Here is a 16191-nt window from a genome sequence, read left to right as displayed (position 1 = left end):
CACGTGGATGAGGTCGAGGGTGTGCCGGTGAGCGCGCTCAAGCGGCACGCGGAGCTCAGCGAGCTGGTCGAGGACGCCCGCTGGCGTTACTACGTGCTCGACCAGCCGACGGTGAGCGACGCCCAGTTCGACGAGTGGTTCAGGGAGCTGCTCGCGCTGGAGGAGGCGCACCCGACGCTGCAGACGCCCGACTCGCCCACGCAGAAGGTGGGTGCCGCGCCGTCGGGCGACTTCGCCAAGGTGCAGCACCTCAACCGGATGGAGAGCCTCGACAACGCCTTCAGCGCCGACGACATGGCGGCCTGGCTGGCGCGGGCCGAGCGGCTGGCCGAGGGCGACCCCGGCCCCTACCTGTGCGAGCTGAAGATCGACGGGCTGGCCATCGCGCTGGTCTACCGTGACGGCAAGCTGGAGCGCGGCGCGACCCGCGGCGACGGGCGCACGGGCGACGACGTGACGGCCAACGTGCGCACGATCAAGGGCATCCCGCACCGGCTCAAGGGCGACGACATCCCGAGCCTGGTCGAGATCCGCGGCGAGGTCTACATCCCGGTCGAAGGCTTCAAGCAGCTCAATGAGCAGCTCGTGGAGCAGGGCAAGCCCCCGTTCGCCAACCCGCGCAACTCCGCGGCCGGCACGCTGCGGCAGAAGGACCCGCGCATCACGGCGCAGCGCCCGCTGCGGATGCTGGTGCACGGCATCGGCGTCTGGGAGGGCGCGGCGGAGCCGCGCGCGCAGTCGCACGTCTACGACCGGCTGCGCGAGTTCGGCCTGCCGGTCAGCGACCTGTACAAGGTGGTCGACGGGCTCGACGGCATCAACGAGTTCATCGAGTACTACCGCGCGCACCGGCACGACCCCGCCTACGAGATCGACGGCGTGGTCGTGAAGGTCGACGACTTCCGCACGCAGCGGGAGCTGGGCTCCACCTCGCGGGCGCCGCGCTGGGCGATCGCCTACAAGTACCCGCCGGAAGAGGTCAACACCAAGCTGCTCGACATCCAGGTGGGGGTGGGCCGCACCGGGCGGGTCACGCCGTTCGGGGTGATGGAGCCGGTCGTGGTGTCGGGCTCGACGGTCGAGCGGGCCACGCTGCACAACGCCGCGATCGTGGTGAAGAAGGGCGTGCTGATCGGCGACACCGTCGTGCTGCGCAAGGCGGGCGACGTCATCCCCGAGATCGTCGGCCCCGTGGCGGCGCTGCGTGACGGGTCCGAGCGGGAGTTCGTCATGCCCACGCACTGCCCCGAGTGCGGCACCGAGCTGGCGTACGAGAAGGAGGGCGACGCCGACCTGCGCTGTCCCAACGCGCGCGGCTGCCCGGCGCAGATCCGCGAGCGCATCTTCTTCGCCGCCGGGCGGCGCGCGCTCGACATCGACGGGCTCGGCTACGTCGCCGCCACCGCGCTCACCCAGCCGCTGCCGCCGCAGGAGCCGGTGGTGCGCACCGAGGCCGACCTGTTCGACCTGACGCTGGAGCGGCTGCTGCCGATCCGGTCGGTGGTCCGCGACCAGGACACCGGCCTGCCCAAGATCGACCCGAAGACGGGCGAGGAGAAGGTCGTCACGTTCTTCTCCAACATCAACGGCGAGCCCAGCCAGAACGCGTTGCGCCTGATGGAGGAGCTGGAGCGGGCCAAGGAATCCTCGCTCGCGCAGGTGCTGGTCGCCCTGTCGATCCGGCACATCGGCCCGCCCACGGCGCGGGCGCTGGCCGACGCCATGCGCTCGATCGACGCCATCATGAACGCCTCCGAGGAGGAGCTGGCCGCGGTCGAGGGCATCGGGCCCAGGGTGGCGGCCACGATCAAGGAGTGGTTCGAGGTCGACTGGCACCGCGAGATCGTCGAGCGGTGGCGGGCGGCGGGCGTGCGCATGGAGGACGAACCCGCGCCCGAGAAGGGCCCGCAGACGTTGCAGGGCCTGACGTTCGTGGTGACGGGCACCCTGGAGGGCTACACGCGTGACACCGCCGCCGAGGCGCTCACCAGCCGGGGCGGGAAGGTGTCGGGGTCGGTGTCGAAGAAGACGTCGTTCCTGATCGCGGGGGAGAACGCCGGGTCGAAGTACGACAAGGCGGTCACCCTGGGCGTGCCGATCCTCGACGGGGCCGGGTTCGAGGTGCTGCTGAACGACGGGCCTGAGGCGGCGGCCGGGGTGGCGGTCACGCCCGAGGGCTGACGTCTCGAGCCGGGAGGGGTTCGTCCGCGGAGGGTGTGCGGGCGGGCCCCTTCGGCGTTGTGTGCTCGGTTTGCTACTGAGGGTGCTTTTTGGGTATATGTCTGGAGACTAGAACTACGGACCGTACGCGCTTGGTTTCGCGAAGTGGGGTGAAGGTCGTACCCTCCCATAGTGACCTAATGGGGGTTCTGTTACCGATGACTGACCCAACCGACACCCGCGACACCGGACCACGCGTCGGCACGCCCTTGTGGGGATACCTCGCGGGCATCACTGTGATCGGCTTCACCGCCCTGGTGGTGGCCATGCTCAGGCTCGACGCGACCGGGGTGGCGGGGCTCGCCCGCACGCCGCTGTTCTGGGTGCTCGCGGTCCTGGTGGTCCTGGGGGAGCTGCGGCCCGTCATGGTCTCGTCCGCGACGGCCGTGGGCGGCACCTATCCCTCCACCATGTTCACCTTCGCCGTGCTGCTCCACCTCGGGCTGCCCGTGGCCGTGCTCATGCAGGCCGTCGCCGTGATCATCAACGGGGTGGTCACGCGCAAGTCCTGGCACCGGGTCATGTTCAACATCGCCCAGTCCACGCTCGCGCTCACCGCCGCGGCCGTCGTGCTCGGCACGTTCGGCATCGTGCCCAGCCCCGCCGCGCCCTGGGTGCCCGCCGGGAACGACCTGCTGGCCATCGCGCTGGCCGGCATCGCGTACTTCGTCACCAGGGCCACCCTCGTCAGCGGTGCCGTCGCGCTGCACGAGCGGCGCTCGATCGTGCGCGTGCTGAAGGTCACCGTCGGCCCGCAGGGCCTCGTCTACACCGGCCTGCTCGGCCTGGCGCCCCTGGTCGTGGTCGTCATGAGCCACTCGCCCGGCCTCGTGCCCCTGTTCGTCGCCCCGCTGGCCGCCGTCTACTTCACCGCCACGCTGTCCATGCGCCGCGACCACCAGGCCCTGCACGACGAGCTGACCGGCCTGCCCAACCGCAAGATGCTCATCGTCAGCACCGAGGAGGCGCTGGCCGAGGCGCGCCAGGACGAGCGGGTCGGGCTGTTCCTGCTCGACCTCGACCGGTTCAAGGAGGTCAACGACACGCTGGGGCACCCCGTCGGCGACCGGCTGCTGCAGCTCATCGCGCACCGGCTCACCCACTCCGTACGCCCCGGCGACGTCGTGGCCAGGCTCGGCGGCGACGAGTTCGCCGTGCTGCTGCCCTCGATCAGGGACGCCCACGCCGCCAGGGAGGTCGCGGCCCGGCTGCGGGCGGCGCTCACCGAGCCCGTACGCCTCGAAGGCATGACCTTCGACCTCGACGGCTCCGTCGGCATCGCCCTCTACCCCGACCACGCACCCGACTTCGAGCTGCTGCTGCAGCGCGCCGACGTGGCCATGTACCTGGCCAAGGAGGGCCGCACCGGCGTCGAGCTCTACCAGGCCGACAAAGACCGCAACTCGCCCGAACGCCTCACCCTGCTCGGTGACCTGCGCCGCGCCATCGACAACCGCGAGCTGCGCCTGCACTACCAGCCCAAGGTCGGGCTGGCCGGCGGCGACGTCCAAGGCGTCGAGGCGCTGCTGCGCTGGCGGCACCCCGTGCACGGCATGATCGCGCCGTCGGAGTTCGTGCCGCTGGCCGAGCAGTCGTACCTGATGCGGCAGCTCACCGCGTACGTGATCGAGGAGGCACTCGAACAGGCCGCCGCCTGGTGGCACACCGGGCTGCGGGTGCAGATCTCCGTCAACATCTCCGCCCGCGACCTGCTCGCCTCCGCCCTGCCCGAGCAGCTCGAAGTCGGCCTGGCCAGGTACGGCCTGCCGCCCGCCGCGATCCAGCTCGAGGTCACCGAACGCATCCTGACCGGCGACCAGGCCTACACCCAGGAGACCATCAAGGCCCTGGCCACGCTCGGCGTCCCCCTCGCCCTCGACGACTTCGGCACCGGCTACTCCTCCCTGATCCGCCTCCAGCGGCTGGCGGTCTCGGAGGTCAAGATCGACGCCTCCTTCGTCCGCCGCATCGCCGAGTCCGAGGACGACTACCGCATCGTCCGCTCCATCGTGGACCTCGTCCGCTCTCTCGGCCTGCGCTCGGTCGCGGAGGGCGTCGAATCGGACGACGTGGCGCTGCGGCTGGCGGAGATGGGGTGCGACGTGGGGCAGGGCTGGCTCTTCTGCCACCCGATGCCGGCTCCGGACGCCGCGGCGTGGCTGCGCGAGAGGATGGGGGCCGAGGTCGAGTACGAGGTCAGCAGCTCAGCCTGACGTTCTGTAGCCGATCATGCACAGAACTACGGTTGAATCTCTTCGTGACTCACTTCTGTAGCCAAGGACTCGGTTGCTGACGAAGCCCGCGGAGATCTTCGCCCGCGACGCCGAATGGGCCGCTCTGACCGCGTTTGCCGAGCGGGTCGGCGCGGGCACGCAACTGGGGATCGTCCGCGGAAGCCGCCGCCAGGGCAAGACCTTCCTGACGGTCTCACTCGCTCGGAGAACGGGCGGGTTCCACTTCTGTGCGGCGCAGGCCACGGAGAAGGAGTCGCTGAGCCTGTTCTCCGCGGCCCTCGCCGAGCACACCGGGGTATCGGCGCCGACCGGCTTCCGGAACTGGGAAACGGCGATCAGGCGGCTTTTCGCGATCTTCGCCGAGCGGCGGGAGCTCATCGTGCTCGACGACTTCCCCAACCTGTGCAAGTCGTCACCGGCCCTGCCTTCGATCACCCGGCGGGAGATCGACCGGGCGGTGCTCGGCAACGCGCCCGTCTCGCTGCTGTTGTGCGGGACGCCCGACATGGGACGGCTGCTGGAGAACGACGCCCCGTTGCGTGGGCGGGCGGTCCTGGAGCTGGTGCTCCACCCCTTCGCCTTCCGCCGCGCCGCCGAGTACTGGGGTATGACGGACCGGCGGCTCGCGGTGCGGACGCACGCCACCGTGGGAGGCACCCCCGCCTACCTGCCTTTCGCGGGGGGCGACGGGCCGGACGACTTCGACGACTGGGTGCGGCGCACGGTGCTCAACCCGGCGATCCCCCTCTTCTGGGAGGCCCGCTGGCTCCTCACGGAGGAGTTGCCGGGGCCAGATCGGGCGACGTACCACTCGGTCCTGGCGGCAGTGGCCGCGGGCAACGGGACCAAGGACACGATCGCCGCCCGCGTCGGGGGCGAGGTCGCCGGCATCGGGCACTGCCTGCGCACGCTGGAGGACTGCCGGCTCCTGCGCAGGGGTCCTGACGTCTTCCGCCCTTCGCGCTCGCACTATCGCATCCACGAGCCGCTGATCGCCTTCTACGAGAACATCATGCGGCCGCACTGGGGACTCCTGGAGAGCGGTCGCGCGCGCGACGTGTGGACCGGCTCGGCGGCCACCTTCGACGACCGGGTGCTCGGTCCGCACTTCGCGAAGATGTGCCGCCAGTTCGCCATGTCCTCATCTGGTGAGGTCGGCTCAGGGGTCGTCACCGACCCCGTACGTCGTGAGCAGATCCAGATCGACGTGGCGGTCTTCGCGCCCGCCATGCCCGGCGAGCGGCGCCGCATCCTCTCGCTCGGCGAGGCCAAATGGGGCAAGACCATGGGATCCGGGCACGTCGCCCGGCTCAGGAGGGCCAGGGACGTGCTCGACGCCAAGGGGTACGACGTGAGCGACACCGTCCTGACGTGCTACAGCGGCGCGGGATTCGACGCCTCACTGGCGCGTGAGAGAGATGTGCGCGCGGTGGGGCTCGGGGAGCTCTACGGGTGAGGACGTCCCCGGCGGGATAATGCGTTCGGGGCTGCCAGGTCAAGCCCCCTAGGATGGCAGTGTCCAAAGACTCCATCCACGAAACGGGTTCAACGACTCATGTCCGCCATAACCCGCGACGAGGTCGCACACCTGGCCCGGTTGTCCAGGCTGGCGCTCACCGACGACGAGCTCGATCACTACGCCACCCAGCTCGATGCCATCATCGAGTCGGTCGCGAAGGTGGCCGAGGTCGCCGCCGAGGACGTGCCGCCTTCGTCGCACGCGCTTCCGCTGACCAATGTCTTCCGTGCCGACGAGGTGCGACAGTCCCTGACGCCCGACCAGGCGCTCGGCGGCGCCCCCGCCGTCGAGGACGACCGCTTCCGGGTGCCGCGCATCCTCGGGGAGGAGGCATGAGCTTGATCCGCAAGACCGCCGCCGAGCTCGGCTCGATGATCGCGGCCGGCGAGGTCTCGGCCGTGGAGGTCGCCGAGGCGCACCTCGACCGCATGGCCGAGGTGGAGCCCAAGGTTCAGGCGTTCCTGCACGTCGATCGGGAGGTCACGCTCGAGCAGGCGCGCGCCGTCGACGCGCGGCTGCGGGCCGGCGAGAAGCTGGGGCCGCTGGCCGGCGTGCCGATCGCGCACAAGGACATCTTCACCACGCGCGACATGCCGACGACGGCCGCCTCCAAGATCCTCGAGGGCTGGCGTCCCCCGTACGACGCGACCGTCACCGCCCGCCTGCGCGAGGCCGGGCTGGTCATCCTCGGCAAGACGAACCTCGACGAGTTCGCCATGGGCTCCTCCACGGAGAACTCCGCCTACCACCCGACCCACAACCCGTGGGACCTGACGAAGGTGCCCGGCGGCTCCTCGGGCGGTTCGAGTGCGGCGGTGGCCGCGTACGAGGCGCCGCTGTCCACCGGCACCGACACCGGCGGCTCGATCCGGCAGCCCGCCGCCGTGACCGGCATCGTCGGCATGAAGCCCACCTACGGCGGTTCGTCCCGCTACGGCCTGATCGCCTTCGCCAGCTCCCTCGACACGCCGGGCCCGTTCGCCCGCAACGTGCTCGACGCGGCGCTGCTGCACGAGGCGTTCTCCGGCTACGACCCGATGGACTCCACCTCCATCGACGCGCCCGTCCCCTCCGTCGTCGAGGCAGCGAAGAACCCCGACGTGGCCGGCATGCGCATCGGCGTGGTCAAGGAGTTCGCCGGCGAGGGCTACCAGGCGGGCGTGCTGGCCCGCTACCACGAGGCCGTGCAGCTCCTCGAGTCGCTCGGGGCCAAGGTCGTCGAGGTCTCCTGCCCGTCGTTCACGACCGCGCTGCCCGCCTACTACCTGATCGCGCCCTCGGAGTGCTCGTCCAACCTGGCGCGCTTCGACGCGATGCGCTACGGCCTGCGCGTCGGCGACGACGGTACCCGCAGCGCCGAGGAGGTCATGGCGCTGACCAGGGCCGCCGGGTTCGGCCCCGAGGTCAAGCGGCGCATCATGCTGGGCACGTACGCGCTGTCGAGCGGCTACTACGACGCCTACTACGGCCAGGCCCAGAAGGTGCGCACGGTCATCGCGCGCGAGTTCGAGGCCGCCTATCAGCAGGTCGACGTGCTGGTGTCGCCGACCACGCCCACCACGGCGTTCCCGATCGGCGAGCGCGCCGACGACCCGATGGCGATGTACCTCGCCGACCTGTGCACGATCCCGTCCAACCTGGCGGGCAACGCGGCCATGTCGGTGCCGTGCGGCCTGGCCGACGAGGACGGCCTGCCGGTGGGCCTGCAGATCATGGCCCCGGTGCTGGCCGACGACCGCTGCTACCGGGTCGGGGCGGCCGTGGAGCAGGCCCTGGAGAGCCGCTGGGGCGGCAGCCTGCTGTCCAAGGCGCCCGCGCTGTAGGGCTGTGGAGAGGGCGGCGGCGTGCTCACGAGGATCGAGATCGACGGATTCAAGTCCTTCCTGGACTTCGAGCTCGGCGTGCCGCCGTTCCTTGCCCTGGTGGGGCCGAACGCGAGCGGAAAGTCCAACCTGCTGGACGCGCTGGCGTTCGTCCGTACGGCGCTGCTCGCGGACGGCTTGGGCAAGCTGCAGCAGGATCCGCTTCCGCACGCGCGCAGGGGCAAGCCGCAGGAGCTCTTCCACCGGCCGGCGGGTGACGACGCGCGGCCCGCTTTCACGATCCGAGTGACGGCAGCGGCCGGCGGTGAGTCGATGGTGGCCGAGGTGGAGGCCAGCCGCTCCGGTGACTGGACGGTGCGCCGGGAATCCGGCGAGCTCTGGTCATGGGAGGTGGGCAACTGGCATTTCCACGTGCCGGACCCCGCCGCCATGCGCAGGCCCGTCAGCGCGCTGGATCGCCGGCCGCTCTCGGAGGACGCCGGGAACCTGGCCGCCGTGCTCGGCCGGATGGCCGGGAACGGCGAGCTGGACGACCTCTCGGCGCTGGTGCCCGATGTCATGGGGGTCCGGCCGGTGCTGGAGGAGAGGTCGGAGGAGCGGTCCTTCGATCTGCTGATCGACGGCGAGCCGGTGCCGGGCAGGCTGGCGTCCGACGGCACGCTCCGGGTGCTGGCGCTGCTCGCGGCGCTGTACGACCAGACCTCCTCCGGCCTGCTGATGGTGGAGGAGATCGAGAACGGCCTCCATCCGAGCAGACTCGGTGAGCTGCTGCAGCGGGTGGCCCAGCGCGTCGGGGTCAAGGACGACGTCCGTGCGTTGACGGACCTCGCGCCGCGTCCCGTGGACGTCCAGTCCGTGCAGTACGGCACCTGCCGCATGACCAAGGACGACGCCACGGCCCGCCAGGCCATCGAGGAGCTGGCGGGCGACTGTCACCTGATCTTCCTGCACAGTGACCACCGCGAGCGCGCCAAGGCCGACCGGCACGCGGACGAGTGCGTGGTGCCGCTGGTCCCGGTCAAGGAGACGGAAAGCTGGTTACTGGCCGACGCGAGCATCTGGGCCCGGGTCCCGGGGGCCGACGCCTCCTCCCTGCCTGGCAGGTCGCGCGAGACCGAGAAGATCCCCGATCCGAAGGCCACGCTGAGAGCGATGCTCGCGGGCGTGTCCCACCGGAAGGTCTCGGAGCACTTCGCCGGTGACCATGTGGACCTGTCCGTGCTGGCTCGGCTCCCCGCCTACGCCGCGTGGCTGGATGCGACCTCGAAGGCGCTGAGGAGCCATGGCTTCCTCTGACCGCCGAACCGATAGCTTGAAACGACGATCTGAACGAAGGACCTCACCATGACTGCCGGCACGATCATGCCGTACGACGAAGCGCTCGAGCGGTTCGAGCCGGTGCTCGGCCTCGAGACGCATGTCGAGCTGGGCACCAGGTCGAAGATGTTCTGCGGCTGCAAGACGACCTTCGGCGCTCCGCCCAACACGCAGGTCTGCCCGACCTGCCTGGCCTTTCCCGGCGCGTTGCCGGTGGCCAACGCCCAGGCGATCGAGTCGACGATCCGCATCGGCCTGGCGCTCAACTGCTCGATCGCCGAGTGGTGCCGTTTCGCCCGGAAGAACTACTTCTATCCGGACATGCCGAAGAACTACCAGATCTCGCAGTACGACGAGCCGCTCTGCTTCGACGGCTACGTGGACGTCGAGGTCGACGGCAAGACCGTGCGGATCGAGATCGAGCGGGTGCACCTGGAGGAGGACACCGGCAAGTCCACGCACGTGGGCGGCGCGACCGGGCGGATCCACGGGGCCGACTACTCGATCGTCGACTACAACCGCGCGGGCATCCCGCTGGTCGAGATCGTGACCAAGCCCATCCCTGGCGCCGACCGGCTGGCGCCGGAGGTGGCCAGGGCGTACGTCACCGAGCTGCGCGAGATCATGCGCTCGCTGGGCGTCTCCGACGTACGCATGGAGGAGGGCTCGCTGCGGTGTGACGTGAACGTCTCGCTGATGCCGCGCGGCTCGTCCGAGTGGGGCACCCGTACGGAGACGAAGAACGTCAACTCGCTGCGCAGCGTCGAGCGGGCGGTGCGCAGCGAGATCGAGCGGCAGGCGGCGGTGCTGGCCGGCGGCGGGACGATCACGCAGGAGACCCGGCACTTCCACGAGGACACCGGCACCACCACGTCGGGGCGGTCCAAGGAGGAGGCGCAGGACTACCGCTACTTCCCCGAGCCCGACCTGGTGCCGATCGCGCCCGACCCGGCGTGGGTGGCGGAGCTGAAGGCGGCGCTGCCGGAGCTGCCGTCGGTCAAGCGCAAGCGGTTGCAGGCCGAGTGGGGGCTGTCCGACCTCGACATGCAGGCCATGCACAACGCCGACGCGATCGACCTGGTCGAGGCGACGGTCGCGGCGGGTGCGCCGGCGGCCGACGCGCGTAAGTGGTGGATGGGCGAGCTGGCGCGCAAGTCGAACGAGAGCGGCACGCCGCTGGCCGACCTGCCGATCACGCCGGAGCAGATCGCCCGGGTGACCGAGCTGGTGGCGTCGGGCGCGCTCAACGACAAGCTGGCGCGCGAGGTGCTCGAAGGCGTGCTGGCCGGCGAGGGCGCCCCGGACGAGGTGGTCGAGCGGCGCGGGCTGAAGATCGTCAACGACGAGGGCGAGCTGTCGGCGATCATCGACCAGGTGCTGGCCGACAACGCCGACGCGGCCGAGAAGGTGCGCTCCGGGAAGATCGCCGCCGCCGGGGCGCTCGTCGGCGGGGTCATGCGGGCCAGCAAGGGCAAGGCGGACGCGGCCCGGGCCCGGCAGCTCATCCTGGAGAAGCTCGGCGTCAGCGAGTAGCAAGCGAGCGGTCAGCGAGTAAGCAAGCGAGCGGTCAGCGAGTAAGCAAGCGGTCAGCGAGTAAGCAAGCAAGCGGGCGACCTTCCCGGAGCCCGCCACGCACACCCTCGGCCCCGTCGATCCGGACAGATCGGCGGGGCCGTCAGCCAAGAACCACCCCGGGGGATTCCCCGCCGGGGCGCGCGTTACTCGTCGTTCGAGGGTGCGGGCGCCAGGCCGCGGCGGGCCAGGAGCTTCCTGAGCACGGGCGCGAGCAGCGCCAGCGCCGACAGCACGAGCAGGACGGCCGCGATCGGGCTGCGCACCAGCACGCTCACGTCGCCCGCCCCGATGGCCAGGGCGCGGCGGAGCTGGATCTCCGCCATCGGGCCGAGGATCATCCCGATGACGGCGGGCGCGACGGGCAGGCCGAAGCGCCGCATGGCGTAGCCGAGCAGGCCGAGCACGTACAGGACGAACAGGTCCACCACGCTGCCGTTCAGCGCGTAGACCCCGAGGGCGGCGAACAGGACGATCCCGGCGTAGAGGTACGGCCGGGGGATGCGCAGGACGCGCGCCCAGAGCGGGGCCATCGGCAGGTTCAGCACCAGCAGCATCGTGTTGCCGATGAACAGCGACGCGATCATGCCCCAGACCAGTGCCGGGTTGTGGTCGAAGAGCTGCGGGCCGGGCTGCAGGCCGTACTGCTGGAAGGCGGCCAGCAGGATCGCGGCGGTGGCCGAGGTGGGCAGGCCGAGCGTGAGCAGCGGCACCAGCGTGCCGGCGGCGGAGGCGTTGTTGGCCGCCTCGGGGCCGGCGACGCCCTCGATGGCGCCCTTGCCGTACTCCTCGCGGGCCACGCCGCGGGCCAGGCGCTTCTCGGCCGCGTACGACAGGAACGTGGGGATCTCGGCCCCGCCGCCGGGCAGCGCCCCGAACGGGAAGCCCAGGGCGGTGCCGCGCAGCCAGGGCAGCCAGGAGCGGCGCCAGTCGGAGCGGCCCATCCAGGCCCGGCCGACCGGCACGACCTCGGGGGGCGCATGGCGCAGCCGGGAGGCGACGTAGAGCGCCTCGCCGAGCGCGAAGAGGCCGACCGCGACGATCACCACGTCGATGCCGTCGAGGAGCTGCGGGATGCCCATCGTGAGCCGGGCCTGCCCGGTCTGCTGGTCGATGCCGATCAGGCCGATGACCAGGCCGAGGCCGAGCGAGGCCAGGCCGCGCACGATGGAGCGGGACAGCACCGACGACACGGCGGTGAAGGCGAGGACGGCCAGCGCGAAGTAGTCCTCGGGGCCGAACGCGATCGCGAAGCTGACCACCGCGGGCGCCGCCACGACGAGGAGCGCCGTGGCGATGGTGCCGGCCACGAACGAGCCGATGGCGGCCGTGGCCAGCGCCTGGGCGGCCCGCCCGCGCCGGGCCATCTTGTTGCCCTCCAGCGCCGTGATCATGGAGGAGGACTCGCCGGGCGTGTTGAGCAGGATGGAGGTGGTGGAGCCGCCGTACATGCCGCCGTAGTAGATGCCGGCGAACATGATGAACGCGCTGGCCGGCGGCACCGTGAACGTGATCGGCAGCAGCAGTGCCACGGTCATCGCGGGCCCGATGCCGGGCAGCACGCCGACGAGGGTGCCGAGGGTGACGCCGATGAGCGCGTACAGGAGGTTGACGGGGGTGAGCGCGGCGGCGAAGCCGTCGAGCAGGAGCTGGAGCGAGGTCATAGCGGCAGCACCCCGCCGGGCAGGCTCACGCCGAGGCCCTTGACGAACAGCAGGTACGTCGCCACGCCCAGCACCACCGCGACCACGGCGGCCCGCAGCCTGTGCTCGGCGCCCAGCACGACCGACAGGGCGAAGAACAGCAGGCTCGCGCCGATGATCCAGCCGAGCAGGTCGAGGAGCGCGGCGAAGGCCAGGAAGATGCCGCTGACCAGGCCGACGCTGCGCCAGTCGGCGGGGGCTTCGGCGTCGACGTCCTCGCTCTCCTCGGGGTCGCCGTGGCCGCCGCGCAGCACGTCGGCCACGTAGAACAGGCCGACGACCACCATCGCGCCGCCCACCAGCATGGGGAAGAAGCGCGGCCCGATGCCGAGCTGGGAGGCCGCCGCGGACACGTCGAGCGTGCCGACCACGACGAGCACGCCCAGCACCAGCACGACGACCGCCAGCCCGAGCTCGGGCCGCCACCAACGGCCGATCATCAGGAGACGAGCCCCATCTCGGCGATGATGCCCTTGACCCGGGTCTGCTCGGCGCCGAGGAAGTCGGCGAACTGCTGCCCGGTCTGGAAGGAGTCGATCCAGCCGTTCTTGGTCACGGCGTCCTTCCACGGCTGGGAGTCGTGCATCTTGGTGACCGCGTCCGTCAGCGCCTTCTTGTCGGCCTCCGACAGGCCGGCGGGGGCGACGAAGCCGCGCCAGTTGGCCAGCTCGACGTCCAGGCCGCCCTCCTTGAGGGTGGGGGCGTCGAGGCCGGGCACCCGCTCGGCGGAGGTGACGCCCAGGGCGCGCAGCTTGCCCGACTTCACGTGCTCCGCGAACTCGGCCACGCCCGAGATGCCCACGCTGACCTTGTTGCCGAGCAGCTCGTTCAGCGCCTCGCCGCCGCCCGAGTGGGCGATGTAGTTGACCCGCTTGGGGTCGACGCCGGCGGCCTTGGCCATCAGCCCGGCCACGATGTGGTCGGTGCCGCCCGCCGAGCCGCCCGAGATCGACACCTTCGCCGGGTCGGCCTTCCAGGCCGCCACCAGGTCGGCCAGCGACTTGTACGGGGACTGCGCCGGCACCACGACCAGCTCGTACTCCTCGGTCAGCTTGGCGATGGGCGTGGTCTCGGCGAGTGTGACCTTCGACTTGTTCTGCTCGATGGCGCCGACCATGACCAGGCCCATCGTCATCAGCAGGTTGCCGTTGCCCTTCTCGCCGGCCAGCTGCGCCAGCCCGATCGTGCCGCCGGCGCCCGGCACGTTGAACACCTCGACCTTGCGCTTCGGGTCGGCCGCCTTGAACGCCTGCTCCGCCGTGCGGGAGGTCTGGTCCCAGCCGCCGCCGGGCGCGGCCGGCGCCATGATCCGCAAGGGGCCGGCGGCGGACGTGCCGCCGCCTGACTGGCCGCACGCCGTCAGCGCGCCGAGGGAGAGTGCCGCGAGGGCGGCGAGTACGCGCAAGCGCATGATCACTCCAGGGGGGATTTCACCGTTATGGAACTGGCATGGTGAAGTTCCTTCCCCCGCGCGTCGAGCCTTTGCACGCTTGGCGTCATAGTGGTCGTATTGGTCGCGACCCGGACGTGACCTGCGACTGTTTCCATGGGCCTGATGAGACGGGTTCGTGACGCCTCCCTCGGGACCCAGCTGTTCGTGCTGCAGATGGTGATCGTGCTGCTCGCCGTCGGAGGCACCGGCGGCGTGTGGGCCGAGCACACGCGCGACCAGCTCGACGCGCTGCACCAGCAGCGCGCGCTGGCGATCGCCCAGTCGGTGGCCGGGCTGCCCGAGGTGCGGAAGGCGTTCGGGCTGGAACGCCCCGAGAGCGTGCTGCAGCCGCTGGCCATGAGCGTCCAGCACGAGACCGGCGCCGACTACGTCGTGATCGCCAACACCGAGCAGAAGCGCTACGCCCACCCCAACACCTCCCTCATCGGCAAACGGTTGTCCACCGACGGCAGCACGGTCCTGCGGACGGGCCGCAGCTGGGTCGGCACCGAGACCGGCACCATCGGCACCACGGTCAGGGGCAAGGCGCCGATCCGCGACGAGTTCGGCACCGTCATCGGCCTCGTCTCGGTCGGCGTGCTGGAGACCACGGTCACCAGCCAGGTCTTCCAGGCGCTGCCGCCGCTCGTGTGGACCGCGCTGGCCGTGCTGCTGGCCGGGCTCGCCCTGGCCGCGCTGATCACCGCGCGGGTGCGCCGGCAGACGTTCGGGCTGGAGCCGCGCGAGATCGCCGCGCTGCTGGAGCAGCGCGAGGGCGTGCTGCACGGCGTCAAGGAGGGCGTGCTCGCGCTCGACCTGGAGGGGAGAGTGACCCTGGTCAACGACGCCGCCCGCGAGCTGCTCGGGGACGTCGGCGCCGACCTGACGCGGATGCCGGTCTCCGAGCGCATGCGGGACGTGCTCGGCGGCGCCGACCCCGGCGAGGACCGCATCGTGCTGCACGGCGACCGGGTGCTCGTGCTCAACCGCACCCCGGTGTGGGTGCGCGGGCGGCACCGCGGCTGGGTGGTCACCCTGCGCGACCGTACCGAGCTGATTCGGCTGGCCCGCGAGCTCGACGACGCCAGCAGCGCCACCGACGCGCTGCGGGCCCAGGCGCACGAGTTCGCCAACCGGATGCACACCGTGGTCGGGCTGCTGGAGCTGGGCGAGCACGAGGCCGCCATCGGCTTCATCACCCGCACCACGCACGGCGCGTACGCCACCGACCTGCGCGAGCGCATCCAGGACCCGACGCTCGCCGCGCTGCTGCTGGCCAAGTCCGCCGAGGCGGCCGAGCGCGGGGCCGAGCTGGTGCTCGCCGAGGACTCCTCCGTGCCGGAGGGCCTGATCGGCGACCCGCGCGACGCGGTGCTCGTGGTGGGCAACCTCGTCGCCAACGCCATCGACGCCCTCGACGGCGCGCAGGGCACGATCGAGGTCTCGGTGCAGGCCGACGCCGGCGGGCTGCGCGTACGGGTCGGCGACTCCGGCCCCGGCATCGCGCCCGACCTGGTGGAGGAGGTCTTCAGGGAGGGGTTCACGACGAAGGCCGCCAAGGCGGGGCCGCGCGGGCTGGGGCTGGCGCTGACCCGGCAGGTGTGCCTGCGCCGGGGCGGTTGGGTACGGGTGCGGAACGCGGGCGGGGCGGTCTTCACCGCGCTGCTCCCGGCGGTGAAGGCAGGCTCATGATTCGCGTACTGGTCGTCGACGACGACTTCATGGTCGCCCGCATCCACAGCGGCTACGTCAGCCGGGTGCCGGGCTTCGGCGTGGTCTCCGTCGCGCACAGCGGCGCCGAGGCGCTCGCGGCGGCGGCCGAGCTGCGGCCCGACCTCGTGCTGCTCGACATCTACCTGCCCGACATGTCGGGCCTGGACGTGCTCAAGGCGCTGCACGACATGGACGTCCTCATGATCAGCGCCGCCCGCGACGTGCCCACCGTCAGGGAGGCCATGCGCGGCGGCGCCTTCAACTACCTCATCAAGCCGTTCACCGCCGCCGCCCTGACCGAGCGGCTCCAGCAGTACGCCGACACCCGCAACCGCCTGACCGCCATCGGCCCCGAAGCCCGCCAGGACGACGTGGACCGGCTCTTCGGCACCCTCAAGACCGCCGTGCCCATGCCGAAAGGGTTGTCCGCGGCCACGTGCGCGCTGGTCGCCGATACCCTCCGGGAAGCGGGCCGCGACCTGTCGGCCGCCGAGGCCGCCGAGCTCACCGGCCTGTCACGGGTCAGCGCCCGCCGCTATCTGGAACACCTGTGCGCGGCGGGACAGGCCGAGCTCCGACCGCGGTACGGCACGGCCGGCCGGCCCGAACATCGCTACCGGTGGCTAGGTTGACACATTTCCGTAGCCATTTCCCGTGA

Annotated in this window: 12 protein-coding genes; 9 read left to right on the top strand and 3 right to left on the bottom strand. The window is 71.3% G+C overall.

Going from position 1 to position 16191, the window contains the following annotated elements; translation table 11 throughout:
• The first annotated feature begins 3 nt into the window (after nucleotides 1–3).
• From ligA to gatB, 7 genes are all read left to right on the top strand, one after another.
• Entirely contained in the window at nucleotides 4–2181 is a 2178-nt protein-coding gene (ligA, locus tag HCN51_RS12275; protein ID WP_168009783.1) for an NAD-dependent DNA ligase LigA, read from the top strand.
• 197 nt (nucleotides 2182–2378) lie between these two features.
• Nucleotides 2379–4433, top strand: coding sequence for a putative bifunctional diguanylate cyclase/phosphodiesterase (locus tag HCN51_RS12270; protein ID WP_168009781.1), 2055 nt, complete (start codon nucleotides 2379–2381; stop codon nucleotides 4431–4433).
• 73 nt (nucleotides 4434–4506) lie between these two features.
• On the top strand, nucleotides 4507–5910 hold the full coding sequence (locus tag HCN51_RS12265) for an AAA family ATPase (protein WP_206066898.1): 1404 nt from the start codon (nucleotides 4507–4509) through the stop codon (nucleotides 5908–5910).
• A 99-nt stretch (nucleotides 5911–6009) separates the two neighbouring features.
• Nucleotides 6010–6309: an Asp-tRNA(Asn)/Glu-tRNA(Gln) amidotransferase subunit GatC gene (gatC, locus tag HCN51_RS12260; protein ID WP_080045484.1), complete on the top strand. Its 300-nt coding sequence runs from the start codon at nucleotides 6010–6012 to the stop codon at nucleotides 6307–6309.
• Nucleotides 6306–7796, top strand: coding sequence for an Asp-tRNA(Asn)/Glu-tRNA(Gln) amidotransferase subunit GatA (gatA, locus tag HCN51_RS12255; RefSeq protein ID WP_168009779.1), 1491 nt, complete (start codon nucleotides 6306–6308; stop codon nucleotides 7794–7796). The genes gatC and gatA overlap by 4 nt, the downstream gene beginning before the upstream one ends.
• A 21-nt stretch (nucleotides 7797–7817) precedes the next feature.
• Nucleotides 7818–9092 carry an AAA family ATPase gene (locus HCN51_RS12250; protein ID WP_168009777.1) on the top strand — a complete coding sequence of 425 codons (1275 nt, stop codon included), beginning with the start codon at nucleotides 7818–7820 and terminating at the stop codon, nucleotides 9090–9092.
• 48 nt (nucleotides 9093–9140) lie between these two features.
• Complete coding sequence (gene gatB, locus HCN51_RS12245) at nucleotides 9141–10646, top strand: Asp-tRNA(Asn)/Glu-tRNA(Gln) amidotransferase subunit GatB (RefSeq protein WP_168009775.1); 1506 nt, start codon at nucleotides 9141–9143, stop codon at nucleotides 10644–10646.
• Nucleotides 10647–10831: 185 nt separating this feature from the next.
• Here gatB and HCN51_RS12240 read toward each other — a convergent pair whose 3' ends face one another.
• From HCN51_RS12240 to HCN51_RS12230, 3 genes are read right to left on the bottom strand one after another with little or no spacing between them, the layout of a single operon-like run.
• On the bottom strand, nucleotides 10832–12349 hold the full coding sequence (locus tag HCN51_RS12240; protein WP_168009773.1) for a tripartite tricarboxylate transporter permease: 1518 nt from the start codon (nucleotides 12347–12349) through the stop codon (nucleotides 10832–10834).
• On the bottom strand, nucleotides 12346–12828 hold the full coding sequence (locus HCN51_RS12235) for a tripartite tricarboxylate transporter TctB family protein (protein WP_168009771.1): 483 nt from the start codon (nucleotides 12826–12828) through the stop codon (nucleotides 12346–12348). The genes HCN51_RS12240 and HCN51_RS12235 overlap by 4 nt, the downstream gene beginning before the upstream one ends.
• Entirely contained in the window at nucleotides 12828–13799 is a 972-nt protein-coding gene (locus HCN51_RS12230; RefSeq protein WP_155129172.1) for a tripartite tricarboxylate transporter substrate binding protein, read from the bottom strand. Before HCN51_RS12230 ends, HCN51_RS12235 begins: the two co-directional genes overlap by 1 nt.
• Nucleotides 13800–13943: 144 nt before the next feature.
• Between HCN51_RS12230 and HCN51_RS12225 the strand changes: the two genes are divergently transcribed.
• A complete protein-coding gene (locus HCN51_RS12225; RefSeq protein ID WP_240972756.1) occupies nucleotides 13944–15512 on the top strand; it encodes an ATP-binding protein in 1569 nt (522 codons plus the stop codon).
• Complete coding sequence (locus HCN51_RS12220) at nucleotides 15509–16165, top strand: response regulator (protein WP_168009767.1); 657 nt, start codon at nucleotides 15509–15511, stop codon at nucleotides 16163–16165. The genes HCN51_RS12225 and HCN51_RS12220 overlap by 4 nt, the downstream gene beginning before the upstream one ends.
• Nucleotides 16166–16191: the final 26 nt, after the last annotated feature.

It is taken from the genome of Nonomuraea composti (genome assembly GCF_012034275.1).
Classification (GTDB): Bacteria; Actinomycetota; Actinomycetes; order Streptosporangiales; family Streptosporangiaceae; genus Nonomuraea; species Nonomuraea composti.
Note: the sequence above shows the minus strand (reverse complement) of the source record. Positions and strands in the feature narration are given on the sequence as shown.

Excerpts from the sequence above, each read along its gene's own strand:
- HCN51_RS12270 (WP_168009781.1), top strand. The coding sequence starts at position 2,379 with ATGACTGACCCAACCGACACCCGCGACACCGGACCACGCGTCGGCACG.
- gatC (WP_080045484.1), top strand. The coding sequence starts at position 6,010 with ATGTCCGCCATAACCCGCGACGAGGTCGCACACCTGGCCCGGTTGTCC.
- gatA (WP_168009779.1), top strand. The coding sequence starts at position 6,306 with ATGAGCTTGATCCGCAAGACCGCCGCCGAGCTCGGCTCGATGATCGCG.
- gatB (WP_168009775.1), top strand. The coding sequence starts at position 9,141 with ATGACTGCCGGCACGATCATGCCGTACGACGAAGCGCTCGAGCGGTTC.
- HCN51_RS12240 (WP_168009773.1), bottom strand. The coding sequence starts at position 12,349 with ATGACCTCGCTCCAGCTCCTGCTCGACGGCTTCGCCGCCGCGCTCACC.
- HCN51_RS12235 (WP_168009771.1), bottom strand. The coding sequence starts at position 12,828 with ATGATCGGCCGTTGGTGGCGGCCCGAGCTCGGGCTGGCGGTCGTCGTG.
- HCN51_RS12230 (WP_155129172.1), bottom strand. The coding sequence starts at position 13,799 with ATGCGCTTGCGCGTACTCGCCGCCCTCGCGGCACTCTCCCTCGGCGCG.
- HCN51_RS12225 (WP_240972756.1), top strand. The coding sequence starts at position 13,944 with ATGAGACGGGTTCGTGACGCCTCCCTCGGGACCCAGCTGTTCGTGCTG.
- HCN51_RS12220 (WP_168009767.1), top strand. The coding sequence starts at position 15,509 with ATGATTCGCGTACTGGTCGTCGACGACGACTTCATGGTCGCCCGCATC.